General features: G+C 71.6%; 12 protein-coding genes. 3 read left to right on the top strand and 9 right to left on the bottom strand.

The features are described 5' to 3' along the window. The 8 genes from AB0M35_RS02035 to AB0M35_RS02000 all read right to left on the bottom strand — a co-directional run bounded on the left by AB0M35_RS02035 (nt 1) and on the right by AB0M35_RS02000 (nt 9,063). On the bottom strand, nt 1-954 hold the full coding sequence (locus AB0M35_RS02035; protein WP_363740414.1) for a cation diffusion facilitator family transporter: 954 nt from the start codon (nt 952-954) through the stop codon (nt 1-3). Between the two features lie 16 nt (nt 955-970). Continuing rightward, nucleotides 971-2,167 (bottom strand): SIS domain-containing protein, encoded by a 1,197-nt coding sequence (locus tag AB0M35_RS02030; RefSeq protein WP_363740413.1) that lies wholly within the window; start codon nt 2,165-2,167, stop codon nt 971-973. After that, the gene (locus AB0M35_RS02025) at nt 2,164-2,346 is read right to left on the bottom strand and encodes a Trm112 family protein (protein ID WP_363740412.1); all 183 of its coding nucleotides are present in this window, start codon (nt 2,344-2,346) and stop codon (nt 2,164-2,166) included. The genes AB0M35_RS02030 and AB0M35_RS02025 overlap by 4 nt, the downstream gene beginning before the upstream one ends. A gap of 62 nt (nt 2,347-2,408) precedes the next feature. Then, nucleotides 2,409-3,788 carry a phosphomannomutase/phosphoglucomutase gene (locus tag AB0M35_RS02020; RefSeq protein ID WP_363740411.1) on the bottom strand — a complete coding sequence of 460 codons (1,380 nt, stop codon included), beginning with the start codon at nt 3,786-3,788 and terminating at the stop codon, nt 2,409-2,411. Between the two features lie 69 nt (nt 3,789-3,857). After that, entirely contained in the window at nt 3,858-4,979 is a 1,122-nt protein-coding gene (locus AB0M35_RS02015; protein WP_363740410.1) for a hypothetical protein, read from the bottom strand. Between the two features lie 216 nt (nt 4,980-5,195). Next, nucleotides 5,196-8,288, bottom strand: a complete 3,093-nt coding sequence (locus tag AB0M35_RS02010; protein WP_363740409.1) for a toxin glutamine deamidase domain-containing protein — start codon at nt 8,286-8,288, stop codon at nt 5,196-5,198. 20 nt (nt 8,289-8,308) lie between these two features. Then, a complete protein-coding gene (locus AB0M35_RS02005; protein WP_363740408.1) occupies nt 8,309-8,644 on the bottom strand; it encodes a hypothetical protein in 336 nt (111 codons plus the stop codon). After that, the gene (locus AB0M35_RS02000; RefSeq protein WP_363740407.1) at nt 8,644-9,063 is read right to left on the bottom strand and encodes a YbaB/EbfC family nucleoid-associated protein; all 420 of its coding nucleotides are present in this window, start codon (nt 9,061-9,063) and stop codon (nt 8,644-8,646) included. Before AB0M35_RS02000 ends, AB0M35_RS02005 begins: the two co-directional genes overlap by 1 nt. Before the next feature lie 72 nt (nt 9,064-9,135). Between AB0M35_RS02000 and AB0M35_RS01995 the strand changes: the two genes are divergently transcribed. Further along, nucleotides 9,136-10,368, top strand: coding sequence for an SUKH-3 domain-containing protein (locus tag AB0M35_RS01995; protein ID WP_363740406.1), 1,233 nt, complete (start codon nt 9,136-9,138; stop codon nt 10,366-10,368). Nucleotides 10,369-10,398: 30 nt separating this feature from the next. On the opposite strand, the gene AB0M35_RS01990 is transcribed toward AB0M35_RS01995, so the two are convergent. Further along, on the bottom strand, nt 10,399-11,838 hold the full coding sequence (locus AB0M35_RS01990; RefSeq protein ID WP_363740405.1) for an aldehyde dehydrogenase family protein: 1,440 nt from the start codon (nt 11,836-11,838) through the stop codon (nt 10,399-10,401). 140 nt (nt 11,839-11,978) lie between these two features. Between AB0M35_RS01990 and AB0M35_RS01985 the strand changes: the two genes are divergently transcribed. Both AB0M35_RS01985 and gabT read left to right on the top strand, forming a co-directional pair. Beyond that, nucleotides 11,979-13,415 (top strand): gamma-aminobutyraldehyde dehydrogenase, encoded by a 1,437-nt coding sequence (locus AB0M35_RS01985; protein WP_363740404.1) that lies wholly within the window; start codon nt 11,979-11,981, stop codon nt 13,413-13,415. A 7-nt stretch (nt 13,416-13,422) separates the two neighbouring features. Next, nucleotides 13,423-14,694: a 4-aminobutyrate--2-oxoglutarate transaminase gene (gene gabT / locus AB0M35_RS01980; protein ID WP_363740403.1), complete on the top strand. Its 1,272-nt coding sequence runs from the start codon at nt 13,423-13,425 to the stop codon at nt 14,692-14,694. Nucleotides 14,695-14,751: the final 57 nt, after the last annotated feature.

The raw sequence follows: 14,751 nt of genomic DNA, 5'->3' as shown, positions 1-14,751 counted from the left end.
TCAGCTCCCCGATCGACCGGGCGCCTCCGCCGGCCCGGCCTGCTCCCGGTAGATGTCCGGTTCCAGATAGATCACCCGGGCGATCGGCAGCGCCGCCCGGATCCGCGCCTCCACCGCATCGATGTCACGCGCCAGTTCCTGGGCGGTCTCGCAGCGCGGCACCGCGATCTTCGCGGCCACCATCAGTTCCTCCGGGCCGAGGTACAGCGTCTTCATGTGGATGATCCGCTCGACCTCCGGCCCGGCGGTGACCGCCTGTTCGATGGCTGCGATCTCCGCCGGCTCGGCGCCCTCCCCGAGCAGCAGGCTCTTGGTCTCCAGCGCGAGCACGATCGCGATCGTGACCAGCAGCACGCCGATCATCGCCGTGCCCGCCGCGTCCCACCGGCCGTCGCCGGTGGCCAGGGTCATCCCCACGCCGAACAGCGCGAAGAGCAGACCGACCAGGGCACCGAAGTCCTCCAGCAGCACCACCGGCAACTCCGGCGCCTTGGACCGGCGGATGAACCTGGCCCAGGACTGGCGGCCCCGGACCAGGTTGGACTCCTTGATCGCGGTACGGAAGGAGAACGACTCCAGCAGGATCGCCACCAGCAGCACGGTCACCGGCACCCACTGCCAACTGGTGATGCCGTGCGGATCGGACCACTTGTGCCACGCCTCGTAGAGCGCGAACACCCCGCCCAGACTGAACAGCACGATCGCGACGATGAACGCGTAGACGTAGCGCTCCCGGCCGTAGCCGAAGGGATGTTGCGCGGTGGCCGCCCGCCGGGCCCGCTTACCGCCGAGCAGCAGCAACGCCTGGTTGCCCGTGTCGGCGACAGAGTGGATCGACTCGGCCAGCATCGACGACGACATCGTCAGCAGGTACGCCACGAACTTCGTCACCGCGATGCCGAAATTGGCCAGCAACGCGGCGACGATCGCCTTGGTGCCGCCCCCGGCGCTCATGCCCCCGCTCCGCCGGTCACTGGTTGGCCAACTCCTTCATCTCCGTGATCGCCGGCACCGCCATCGGATCCAGGCCGTGTGCCAGCGCCAGGTAGATCGACGCGAAGTCCGGCACCGCCACGAGGGAGGCCAGCCGTTCCAGCGCCGAACCACCCTCGGCGGTCACCACGTCGCACCGTACGCCCCGCCGCTCGGCGAGGGTCTGCACCGCGTCGGCGCGCCGTTCCTCGACCGCGAGGGGCTCGTCGGCGTCGTCCTCGGCGTTCAGGCCGCCGTCGCGCAGCAGCACCAGCCGCAACCGGGTGCCGTCGTCCGCCGAGTCTTCCGGATCGGCGAAGATGTCCCGCTCACCCTCCGCGAGACCACCGAAGACGCCGTCGAGCAGGCCGACCCGCCCCCGGCCCGCCTCGCCGAGCGCCCCGGTGACCACCGGGTAGCGGGCGTTGGCCGACAGGGTGTCGCCGAATCGGCGAGCCGCGACCGAGGCCAGCGGCGACGAACCCCACACGATCGGGATGGAGCCGGCCAGGCCCAGGGCGAGCGACTTCGCCGGGTTGACGAAGGACTCCGCGGTAGGCCGGCAGCGGTCGGCGTCGGCGTCCAGCCGGGCCGCCGTCTCGGCGAGGTCCGCCTCGTTGACCTTCACCAGGCCGAGCGCCCGGGCAGCGAGCAACACCGGCACGGTGAGTCCCCAGAGGCTGGCCCGGGCCGGCGCCCTGCGGGGCACCGGGATGAACGGGGCACGAGCCCGCTCGGCCACCGAATGCAACTGCGAGTCGGCGGGGCCCACGGCCACCAGGCGGGCACCCCGCCGGTGCGCCGCCTCGGCTGCGCCGAGCGCTTCGGGACTGCGACCGGAGGCGCTCACCGCGATCACCACATCGGCCGCGCCGACCCAGCCCGGCACCCCCGCGCTGCGGTGCGGGATGACCGGCACCGGACAACGCGGCCCGGCGACCGTGGCCAGCACGTCACCGGTACGTCCGGCGGTGCCGATGCCGGCGATCACGACCGCCCTCGGACGGCCCTCGCCGGCGAGCACGGACAGGTTCGCCTCGGCGGCCAGCGCGGCGGACTCGCGGACCTGCGCGCCGGCCGAGGCGGTGTGCCGCAGCATGCCGCCCGGGTCTCGCTCGGCCAACGCCCGTGGGTCGTCGAGCAGTTGTTCGTCGGCGTCGCGGTGGCCGCTGACTCCGGCCGTTCCGTCGATCACGACCGCTCCGCGGGGCCGCGCGCCTCGTCCAGCAGCAGCACCGGGACGTCGTCGCGGACCTCGAAGATCCGGCCGCACTCGGTGCAGGTCAGCGTCTGTGCCTGCGCGTCGTAGGCGAGCGGGGCATGGTGGGTGTCCGGGCAGGCGAGGATTTCCAGCAACTGCGGGTCGAGGGCCACGGTGCGGCTCCTTCCACGTATGCGGTTTCACCGATCGGCGGCACCGAACGGCGCGAGGGATCTTATCGGCGTACCCGGTCGAGCACGTCGTCGCGCAGCGAGGTCATCCGCTGCACGGTGGGCGCCTCGACATTGAGCCGCAGCAACGGCTCGGTGTTCGAGGCCCGCAGGTTGAACCACGCTCCGTCCGGGAAGCGCAGGGTGAGTCCGTCCAGTTCGTCGGCCTCGGCATCCGGATAGGCGGCCCGCACCTCGGCGACCTTGGCCGCCTGATCCGCCACCGTGGAGTTGATCTCACCGGAGGCGACGTACCGTTCGTACTCGGCGGCCAGCGCTGACAGCGGCTGCGGCTGCTCGCCGAGCGCGGCCAGGGTGTGCATCGCGGCCAGCATGCCGGTGTCCGCGAACCAGAAGTCCCGGAAGTAGTAGTGGGCGGAGTGCTCGCCACCGAAGATCGCGTTGGTGCGCGCCATCTCCGCCTTGATGAACGAGTGCCCCACCCGGGCCACCACCGGCTTGCCCCCGTGTTCGCTGATGATCTCCGGCACCGCCTGCGAGGTGATCAGGTTGTGGATCACCGTCGAGCCGGGGTGCTTGGCCAACTCCCGGGCCGCGACCAGCGCGGTGATCGCCGACGGCGAAACCGGTTCGCCACGCTCGTCGATCACGAAGCAGCGGTCGGCGTCCCCGTCGAACGCCAGGCCGATGTCCGCCCCGTGCGCCACCACCGCGCGTTGCAGATCGACCAGGTTGGCCGGATCCAGCGGGTTGGCCTCGTGGTTGGGGAACGTGCCGTCCAACTCGAAGTACATCGGCACGATCCGCAACGGCAGGGCCGACAGCGCGGCGTCGCCGAGCACACTGGGCACGGTGTGCCCGGCCATGCCGTTACCCGCATCCACCACCACGGTCAACGGCCGGATGCCGGACAGGTCCACCAAGGTCCGCAGGTGTGCCGCGTAGTCGGCCAGCAGGTCCCGCCGGTGCACCGGCGCGATCGGCTCGCCGACCGGCTCGGCCTTGTCGAGCAGGGCCTGTGCCCGCTCACGGATCTCGGCCAGCCCGGTGTCCTGTCCGACCGGACGGGCGCCCGCGTGGCACATCTTGATGCCGTTGTACTGCGCTGGATTGTGACTGGCCGTGAACATCGCGCCGGGCAGATCCAGCGAACCGGAGGCGTAGTAGATCATGTCGGTCGAGGCGAGCCCGATCTCGACGACCGGACGTCCCTCGGCGCGTACGCCGGTGGCGAAGGCCGCGGCCAGCCCCGGACCGGAGGCCCGCATGTCGTGCCCGATCAGGACGGCCTTTCCGGCCTCGCCGGTCGCGTCGAGCATCTGCGCGAAGGCTGAGCCCAGGGCGGCGGCCACCTCCTCGTCCCACTGCTGCGGCACCGTCCCACGGACGTCGTACGCCTTGACGATCTGGGACAGATCAGACACCGGTTCCACTCCTCGACTGCAGTCCGTCAACAAAGCTGAGCGTATCGGAGGGACGGTCCCCACCCCGGCTCAGCCGGGGAGCCCGCCCCCGTACCTCGGCTCGCCATCCTCTCCGGCGGCCGGGTCCTGCCGTTGCGACGGCACGCCGGGGCCGGGTGGAGCAGTGCTCGGCGGTACGGCGGCAGACCCGCCGGAAGCCTCGGTCGGCATCGCCCGGGTCTGTTCGCCCGAACCGGCCGATCGGGCACCGTACAGGCCGCCGGTCGGCCGGGCGGCCGGCGGGCCCCCGTAGACGCGGGGCGTGGGCGGCCGACCCGTCCCGTACACCTGACCGGGTGCGGCCGGCGGCACCACCTCCGGGCCGGGCGATGTCGGCCTGGGAGAACGGGCGGAACGGTAGGTGGTGCCGCCCGGATTACCCAGCGGCACGTCGACCGGCTCGCCACGCCGCCGCCGATCCTTGCGCGAACGGTGCACCAGCAGCCCGATGAGCAGGGCCCCGGCAGCGACCATCGCGATGCCGGCATACATCACCGGCGAGACGCCGCCGGACTGCTCGGCCGACTGACTCAGGTCACCTGCGGTGTCCGCGGCCAACGCCACCGTGGGCGTGGCCACCGGCGGCTCCACACTCACCTCGTCCGGGGTCGGGCTGGGCGACGGCGACCGGGACTGCGACGGCGACGGGGCGACCCGGCCGCCAGCCACCCGGGACTCCGCCACGGCCCGACCCAGCACGACACCCCGCGCCGTGACCGCCTCGCCCGTCACGACCAGCCGACCGCCGGGCGCGTCGGCGCCGAACGCCACCCGATAGCGGATCGTCACACCCTTACGCTTACAGAGTTCGTCCTTGGCCGGGGCGACCGGCGCGGTGGTCACCAGCCCGTCAGCGCCGGAGACCGGCACGGACACCCATCGGCGGTCGACCTCCATCTGGACGGCGACCTGCTCCGGCCGGATCCCGGGCAGACTCAGCCCCAGCGCGCCGCGCACCCGCACACAGCCGTCGGTACGTTTGCGCACCTCCAGCCGGACGTCCCCGGCCGAACGGCCCGCGGTGAAGCTGCCGGCCGACCGCACCCGCACCCGGTCCTCGTCAGCTTGTGCCGGCGCACCACCGAGCATCACCAGCCCGCCGAGGAACACGCAGACTGTCGCGAGCCGCGCCGCGCGGCGACGTACCGACATGAGCTCCCACCGTTCCTCCCCCGGTCGGGGAATCGCCGGTCAGGCTACTACCGGAGCCCACCCTCGGCTCATCATCGAGCATCCCGGATGTGCGACCCGCCACGTCGAGCGGGCAGTTGCACATCGCGCCGACCATGGCCGGTCGTGGCAGCATGGGCAAGTCAATTCCGACCGCGCCCGCAATCCGGCCCACGTTGGTCGGGCCGGTGCCGGCCGCTATCCGGCACCGCCGAGCAGGTGCACACGGTTGAGGTACGGCTCGCCGTACCCCTGATGCTCCTCGGCGGGCGGATAGCCCGGCAGATCCGGTCGCTGGCTGTAGATGCCCCGGCGTAACCCGCTCAACGGCATCGGCTGGGCACCGCCGTCGAGCACCAGCACGTCCGCGTCGACCGCGTTGAACGGGTACGCGGCCCCGTGGTGCCGGTACAGCGGTTGGTCGCTGACCAGCCCGACCTGCGGATCGACGTAGAGCACCGTGCCGTTCTGGTTCAACGCCACCCAGATGTGCGCGCCGCCCCGCTCCAGATGGTTGACGACGAAGGCGAAACTGCCGTGGCCACCCAGCACCAGTTGGTCGCGCAGGTTCCGGTAGCCGGTGTCCAGCGCCCATTGCAGTTCGGCCGGCGTGCTCGCGTCGCCGTCGCAGAGCCGCTGGAAGCGGCCCCCGGTGACGTCCTCGACCCGCCCGGTACCGTCCTGCTCACCGTTGAGCGGTCGGGTCACGTCACCGGCCTGGTACGCGTCGAAGGTGCGCGGCGCCGAGACCCGGGGACGACCGTGTACCCAGGTGTCGTAGAGCGACAGGGTGCAGTCCAGACAGTTGATGCCTCGGGTCGGATCCGCGCGGGGCCCGCCGTCGTTCATCAGCCCGAACCAGTCCCCGACCCGAGGATCGGCCGTCCGCACCACATTGCCGGCCTCGTCCCGGGGCAGTTGCCGTTCCACGTCCAGTTGGTGCAGGGCCAGGGGCGGGCGGAGCCCACCCGGCTCACCGTAGCGGCGGGATCGGTCGATCGGCGGCGGATGATCGTCGCCGGTCAGGGCAGACCGGTCGCCGGTGCCGATAGCACCGGGGGCGAGATCACCGACATCGTCGTTGATCCGGTGGAAGTCCTCCAACCGGTCGACGGCGACCACGTCGGGCACAACCGCACCCGACGCCACCGCATCGGCCAGATCCAAGCACCGTCCGTACGCGCGGGTCTCGGCATTCGCAGCCCGTTGCCAGTCCGCTGACACGCTACGGTGGCCCGTCTGGTGAAGCTGACGTGCGTACGCGGCGAAGTCGCCAGCACGCTGATAGTGCTCCTCAGCCTGGGTTCCCAGTCGTGCCGTCTCGTCAAGGCGGCGCTTCTCCTCGAACCATGTCCGCTGCGACTCGTAGTAGCCCTGGTAGCGACGCCGTTCGAGAGCGTCGTAATCGGCGGCCCGCCGATCGCGATCACGATCCGGGGGCCTGGGCGGGCCGGTCGGCAGAGTGGTGTGCTCCGCAGTGCTCCCCGTCAGGGAGGTCGGCGTTAGCGCATCGACCAGCGCGGAGCGGGGCGCGGGCGACGGCTCCGGCCGCGCCGGTACGCCGATGGACGGTCCTGTCTCCGGCTTCGTCGCCATCGGCCTGCCCGGCACTGGGCTCACCCCTGGCCCGGCCACGCCCGACACACCCACCGTCGACGAGCCTCCAGCCGTCGCTACCGGACCGGTCGCCGCGCCGGTCGAGACGGCCGTACCGCCCGGCCCCGGAACTTCCAGACCGGTGGCGACAACCGGGGCGGGCATCGGCGCGGTCGTTTGCAGGCCGACGGTGGACAAGGTCGGGCCCGGTGTGAGGGCCGGGCCGTCTGACACGGCTGCCGCCGCCGGGCTGACAGCAGGAGGCACTGTCGGTTCCCCGTCCACCCGTCGTTGCTCGCCGTTCGGAACCTCACGGCTCGGCTGGTCCGGCTCCGGAGGCTGACCCGACTCGGTCGAGCGGTTCGAGGTTCCGCCCAGGTCGGAGCCGACGAGATCCGGCTGCCCGCCGTCCCGACGCGGCTCGACGGGGTCGACCGGGCCCACGCCGTCAGCAGTCGGCAGGGACACGGCCGGCCCGTCAGCCAGCGGGGTGGGGCCGACCGGCCCGACGGGGAGCGGTTCGATCGAGGTCCGCTGGGGAGGGATCACTGCGTCGACGGCGGGCGCTGGATGCGTCGACGCCCCGCTGCCAAGCGGTAGCGCCGGGCCGATCGGCGCAGCAGGAGACGGGACAGCAGGCCCGGGCAGGACCGGCGGCGCAAGAGTCGGACCGGACAGGGCGGTCAACTGGCCGTCGAGCCGGTCCTGCAAGGCGTGGTCGGCCTGGGCGGTGGCCGAGCCCCGGGCGCCCGAAGCGGCCGCCCGGGCAGCATCCTCCAGTGACGTCAGCCCTTGCCCGGTGGCGAGGCGCGCCGCCTGGTCGGCGATCACTTCGCCGGTCATCTCCCGACCCAGGTGTTCGGCCATCCGTGCGCCCCGACCGGTGGCGTGTCGACCGAGACCGGCCAGTGGTGCCGCCGCCCCACCGGCCAGGCCGCCGATCGCGTTGGTCCCCAGGTCGGTGACGTCCAGTTCGTGCCGGCGGCCGGTGCTGTGCTGGTACGCCTGGGTGGCCAGGTTGACCCCGGCCTCCTGCGCCGCCTCCGTCAACCCTTCCCGTGCGGAGTGGCGGGCCAGGCCACGCGCACCGCTCGCGGTCACCTGCTTGGCCGCGCGCTCGCCGACCTCCTTGAGGCCCTGCCTGAGGGACTTACGAGCCAGTTGGGCCAGTAGACGCCGGAAGATCTGTTGAACCAGGAACCGGGTCGCGGCGATCAACCCGGCGGCAGCCGGCGAGGCAGCCCCGGCGGTGAGCACCGCCGCCACCGCCAGGGCCAGCAACTCGATCACCAGGATGCCCAACTCGATCCAGACTTCGAGCTTGGCTCCTTCGATGTCGCACCCGCACTCCTCCACCACCCGTCCGAGGTCGTGGCTGATCGCGAGCAGCACCGGCAGCGGGGCCTCCTCGCCGTCCGCCAACTGCCGCCACGCGCCGCCGAACGCGGTCGCGACCGCGCCGACGGCGCCGTAGCCCTGGTGGACCTCGGTGGCGGCGGTGCCCGCCTCCGCCTGCGGGCCGGCGAGAATTCCGGCCACGGCGTACCACTGGTCGGCCAGGTCCCAGACTGCGCGCTCGTCGCCCTCCGGCCACTCCATGCCGACCACCCAGTCAAGAGCCTCGTAGATCCAGCCGGGCAGGTCCCACGGTGCATAGTCCAACGGGTGCGGAATCGGGCTCGGCAACACCGTCATCGCTGATCTCCCGGTCCGGTTCAGTGCCGGGGGCGCGGGTCGGACACCCGGTCGAACCGGGCAGCGCTGACCGCATCGGTCTGCTGGTTGGCCTCGACCGAGCGGACCACGTCGACGCCCAAGTCGGCCAGCCGCCGGCCGACACCGGCCCAGATCCGCAGCACCATCTCCTCGTAGCCGCGGTACTGCTGCTCGAACGCCGCGCCGATGTCGTCACGTCCCCACGGCCGTCGGGCGCTGGCCGTCGCTATCGCGGCACCGGCTTGGGCGTGTCGCCCGGTAACCGCCTCGCCTGCGCGGGTCAGGTCCGCACCGCCGCGCCGGGCACGGGCCGGATCGAGCCACAGCTCCGCCATCACTCACTCCGACCCAACACGGTGTCCGCGCGGCCGAGCAGGGTGCCGAAGTCGCCGGTACGCAGGAAATCGGCTGTCCCGGACTGAAGCGGCAGGTAGCTGCTCACAAGTTCCTGGGTGGCCGCTGTCGCGGCGACGGCGGCCCGCCGTACCGTGGCGGTGATCTTCGCACTCAGCGCCTCGGCATCGCGGTCGCGGTAGACCGACGGGTTCAACTCCACCGAGATCAGCTCACCTTGGGCGCCGACGGTCGCGGTCACCTGGCCGTCGGCGGAGCGCTGCGTCACCCGCAGCTCGGCGAGCCTGGCCTGCAACTCGTCCAAGCCGGACCGCAGCTGCTGGTACTGCCCGTACACCTCGTCGAAACGGGCCCGGAGGGCACGATTGGCATCACGGTTCACGCTGTCGGTCAACGCCATCCCTCTCGTCACCGTAGGTAAGCCGAACCATACCGGCTGCCACGTATTCGCGTTGTCCGGTAGGTTCGCGGTGTGATTGACCGCGAACAGGCCGAGCAGATCGCAGCGGTATGGGCCCGCCGCGACTCACAGCGCCTGGGTCACGAATGCCGTCCCATGGTCACGGAGTTCGACCTCGGCTACGTGATCACCTCGACGGTGTCCACACAGGTCAAGTCACTACCCGGCGACCTGCCGACCACTGTGGTCGACAAGGCAACCGGTGAGGTGACCACCTGGCCCCGGGTTCCGCCCGATGTGGTCGAGCAACTTTTCCGGCGCAGTCGACCCACCGGGCCTCCGGTCCCCCGCACTCTGGATCCGGCCAGCCAGCTGCTGCGGGAGATTCGTCGACTGCCCACTCCGGCCACGGCGGCACACCTGACCATCGAGGGCCGCATCTTCACCGCGCAGGGCGCGAAGGGCGACGTACAGCTCAACCACCATCCGCTGGTCCGCGCGTACCTCGACCGGCTGCCGGACGGGCACCTGGTCCGTGGTGGCGACCGCCACGCCGAACTCGTCGTCGTCTCCGACGTCCTGCACGAGTACGACCACCGCCGCGCTGCCGAAGGCATCGCCCCGATGGGCATGGGCGACGCAAGAGACCTGCTGAGGTCCGCTCGAATAGAGGTGTTCCGAGTCCGCGAGCCCGATGATCCGAACGGCGGGCCAGCCGAGCGGCCCTGCGACTCATGCCTCGACATGCTGGTGGACTTCAGCCTGTTGCCGTGGTCCGACCGGGCGTACACGGTTGCGTGGTATCCCGATCCCGCACCCGATCCGTCCCCCGGCCGGTTTCCGCCAGAGGTTGCTCACGCCCTCGTCGCCGCTGGCTGGCGACCACATTTCGGCGACGAGGTCGTCGCGATGTCAGCCATCCGCGACGTAAGCGCTGTGCGTGCCAAGGCCCACGAGCACATAGCCTTTTCCGCCGCCACGTCCGTCCTTACCGCCTTCCCAAGCCTGGTCGGTGCACGGCGAGGGCCGGGGGAACAGGTGTGGATCTCCCGTTTCGACATCCGGCCCCGGCAGGTCGCGCACACCGCCGACACGCTCGCCGACTTCGCGGCCGTAATCGGGGCGCGGTTGTTCCCGATCGGTACGGAGAACCAGCACAGCATCATCGCGGTCGACGAGCACGGCCGGATCTTCGCACTGGATCAGGCCGGCGAGTGGTTCCTCGGCGCGGACATCGACGAGGCGCTCGTGACCCTGCTGCTCGGCCGTGCCCCCGCCCGGGTACGCGACGACGGCAGCTGGTGAGCACCTCCGACGTTAGTAAGGTGCCTTTCCTTACAGCTGGATGCCGGTGAGGACGGTGACCCGGGGGTCGGTGTAGTCGTCCATGGCGCTGCGCAGGCCCTCCCGGCCCACGCCGCTGCCCTTCATCCCGCCGTACGGCATCTGGTCGGCGCGGTACGACGGCACGTCGCCGACGATCACTCCGCCGACCTCAAGGGTGCGGGCCGCAGCGAAGGCGACGTCGAGACGGTGGGTGAAGACGCCGGCCTGGAGGCCGTACGCCGAGTCGTTGACGGCGGCGAACCCGGCGGCGTCGTTCTCGACCGGCGCCACGACGAGCACCGGGCCGAACACCTCCTCGGTGCACACCTTCGCGTCAATCGGTACTCCACTGAGGACGGTGGGCGGATAGGTCGCCCCGTCGCGCCGGCCGCCGGCCTCGATGGTGGCGCCGGCCGCCACGGCCTCGTCCACCCACGCCTCCACCCGGCGGGCGGCGTCGACGGAGACCAGCGGGCCGACATCGGTCAGCGGGTCGGTCGGGTCGCCGGTGCGCAACTCCCGCACGGCCGCGACCAGCCGAGGGAGGAATCCGTCGTAGAGCCACTCGTGCACGTAGACCCGTTGCACGGCGATGCAGGACTGACCGGCCTGGTAGTTGGAGAAGGTGGCGATCCGGTGCGCGGCGAAGGTGAGGTCCTTGTCGTCGGACCAGTCTTCGCAGATCAGAGCCGCCGCGTTGCCGCCCAGTTCCAACGTCACATGCTTGTCGGGGGCCGCCTGGCGGATGGTCGTGCCGACCGGCCCGGAACCGGTGAACGAGACCACCGGCAGGCGGGGGTCGGCGACGAGTTCGGCGGCGCGTTCGTTGGGCAGCGGCAGCACCGAGAACATTCCTGCGGGCAGGTCGGTCTCGGCCAGGATCTCGCCGAGCAGCAGCGCCGAGAGCGGAGTGGCCGGTGCCGGCTTCACGACGATCGGTGCGCCGACCGCCAGGGCCGGGGCGACCTTGTGCGCCACCAGGTTGAGCGGGAAGTTGAACGGGGTGATGCCGAGCACCGGCCCCTTGGGCACCCGCCGGACCAGGGCGATGCGACCGGTGGCGGCCGGGTCGGTGTCGAGGCGTTGCAGTTCGCCGGAGAAGCGCCGCGCTTCCTCGGCCGCCCACCGGAAGGTGGACACCGCCCGGCCCACCTCGGCCCGGGACCACTTGACCGGCTTGCCGTTCTCGGCGGTGATCAGGGCGGCGATCTCCTCGGCCCGCTCGGCGAGCCGGTGTGAGACGTGGTCCAGCGCCGCCGCGCGGGCGTGCGCGGGCAGCGCGGCGGCCGTCGCCGCCACCTCGGCCGCCGCCGTCACGGCGGCCTCGACCTGGTCGGCGGTGGCGTGGGTGGTACGCCCCACCGGGCGGCCGTCGTACGGGTGGTGGACGGTCACCTCGCCGGTACCGTGGGTGGGACGACCGGCGACGAAGAACGGTGTGAGCTCCACGTTCCGCAGCCTAATCCAGAGATGGGCCGACGGAAACGGTCGCGTAGACCCTTGTCTGCCGCGAATTCAGTAGCGAAGATGGCACGAAGGTTGCGATAACCGCCGCAGCGCGCCCCCGAACCCTTCGGAGTGATCCTGTCATGAGTGACCAGCAGAAGCTGCGCAACTTCGTCAACGGCGAGTACGTCGAGCCGGTCGACGGTGGCTACGCCGACCTGATCGACCCCTGCACCGGGGAGGTCTTCGCCCAGGCTCCGGTCTCCGGCACCGGCGACGTCGACGCGGCGATGCGGGCCGCCGCCAGCGCCTTCGAGAGTTGGCGGGACAGCACTCCGGCGGAGCGGCAGAGGGCCCTGCTCAAGCTCGCCGACGCGGTGGAGGCGCGGGCCGCCGACCTGGTCGACGCCGAGGTACGCAACACCGGCAAGCCCCGGCAGCTCACCGCCGACGAGGAACTGCCGCCCGCGGTGGACGAGTTCCGTTTCTTCGCCGGTGCCGCCCGACTGCTGGAGGGCCGCTCGGCGGGTGAGTACATGGCCGGGCACACCTCGTACGTGCGGCGCGAGCCGATCGGCGTCTGCGCCCAGGTGACCCCGTGGAACTACCCGCTGATGATGGCGGTCTGGAAGATCGCGCCCGCCCTGGCGGCCGGTAACACGGTGGTGCTCAAGCCGTCGGACACCACGCCGGTGTCGACGCTGCTGCTGGCCGAGATCGCCGCCGAGGTCCTGCCGCCGGGCGTGTTCAACGTGGTCTGCGGCGACCGGGACACCGGCCGGGCCCTGGTCGCGCACCCCACCCCGCAACTGGTGTCGATCACCGGTTCCACCCGGGCGGGCATGGAGGTCGCCGCCGCCGCCGCGCCCGACCTCAAGCGCACGCACCTGGAACTGGGCGGCAAGGCACCGGTGGTGATCTTCGACGACGCGGACATCGCGGCGGCGGCCGAGGCCATCGCGATGGGCGGCTACTTCAACGCCGGCCAGGACTGCACCGCCGCCACCCGGGTGCTGACCGCGCCCGGCGTACACGAGGATTTCGTCGCCGCCCTCACCGAGCAGGCCCGCAACACCAGGACCGGCGCGCCGGATGACGCCGACGTGCTCTACGGCCCGCTGAACAACGCCAACCAACTGGCCCGGGTACGCGGCTTCGTGGACCGGCTGCCCGACCACGCGAACCTGCAGACCGGCGGTGCGCAGGTGGGCGAGCGCGGCTACTTCTACGCCCCCACCGTCGTCTCGGGCCTGCGGCAGGCCGACGAGATCATCCAGCAGGAGGTCTTCGGCCCGGTCATCACCGTGCAGCGCTTCTCCGACGAGGACGAGGCGGTGCGTTGGGCCAACGGTGTCGACTACGGCCTGTCCGCCTCGGTCTGGACGCGCGACCACGGCCGGGCGATGCGGATGACCCGCCGGCTCGACTTCGGCTGCGTCTGGGTGAACACCCACATCCCGTTCATCTCCGAGATGCCGCACGGCGGGTTCAAGCACTCCGGGCACGGCAAGGACCTCTCCGTCTACAGCCTGGAGGACTACACCCGGATCAAGCACGTCATGCACAACATCGAGGGCTGACCACCCGATGACATCCTCAGAGGAGCTGCACAAGCGGCGGGGCTCAGCCGTCGCCCGGGGCGTCGGCAGCGTCATTCCCGCCTACGTGGCCACCGCGTCCGGCGGCACCATCACCGATGTCGAGGGCCGGCAGTGGATCGACTTCGCCGCCGGCATCGCGGTCACCAACGTGGGCAACTCCGCGCCGAAGGTGGTCGAGGCGGTACGCGCCCAGGTCGAACGCTTCACCCACACCTGCTTCATGGTCGCGCCGTACGAGTCGTACGTGGCGGTCTGCGAGCAGCTCAACGAGCTGACTCCGGGCGGCTTCGAGAAGCGCTCGGCGTTGTTCAACTCCGGTGCCGAGGCGGTGGAGAACGCCGTCAAGATCGCCCGCCACGCCACCGGGCGGCCTGCGGTGGTGGTCTTCGACCACGCGTACCACGGCCGGACCAACCTGACCATGGCGTTGACGGCGAAGAACATGCCGTACAAGCACCGCTTCGGGCCGTTCGCCGGTGAGGTCTACCGGGTGCCGATGTCGTACCCGCTGCGCGACGGTGGCCTGGACGGCGCCACCGCCGCGGCCCGAGCCATCGAACTGGTGGAGAAGCAGGTCGGCGCGGAGAACGTGGCGGCGTTGCTGATCGAACCGATCCAGGGCGAGGGCGGCTTCGTCGTACCGGCGGCGGGTTTTCTGCCGGCGCTGCGCGAGTGGGCGACGGCGGCCGGGGTGGTCTTCATCGCCGACGAGATCCAGACCGGTTTCTGCCGTACCGGCGACTGGTTCGCCTGCCAGCACGAGGGCGTCGAGCCGGATCTGATCACCCTGGCCAAGGGCATCGCCGGTGGGCTGCCGCTGGCCGCGGTGACCGGCCGGGCGGAGCTGATGGACGCAGTGCACGTCGGCGGGCTCGGCGGCACGTACGGCGGCAACCCGATCGCCTGCGCCGCCGCGCTGGCCTCGATCGAGACGATGCACGAGCTGGACCTGGTCGCCGCCGCCCGGCGGATCGAGGCGGTGCTGGGTGCCCGGCTGCACGCCATCGCCGCACGCGACCCGCGCATCGCCGAGGTACGCGGGCGCGGCGCGATGCTCGCCGTGGAGATCGTGCAACCGGGCACGCTCATCCCCGACCCGGTCGCCACGGCGGCGACCTCGGCGGTCTGCCACGCCGCCGGCCTGCTCACCCTCACCTGCGGCACCTACGGCAACGTGCTGCGTTTCCTGCCCCCGTTGGTCATCGCCGACGACGAGCTGTCCCGTGGGATGGACATCCTCGACGCCGCCTTCGGCTGACCCGAGACGGCCGGGTGGCTGCCGCGTCCGCACCGCGTGGCAGCCACCCGGCCCTGA

The organism is Micromonospora sp. NPDC051196 (genome assembly GCF_040682415.1).
In the GTDB taxonomy this organism is placed as follows: domain Bacteria; phylum Actinomycetota; class Actinomycetes; order Mycobacteriales; family Micromonosporaceae; genus Micromonospora.
Note: the sequence above shows the minus strand (reverse complement) of the source record. Positions and strands in the feature narration are given on the sequence as shown.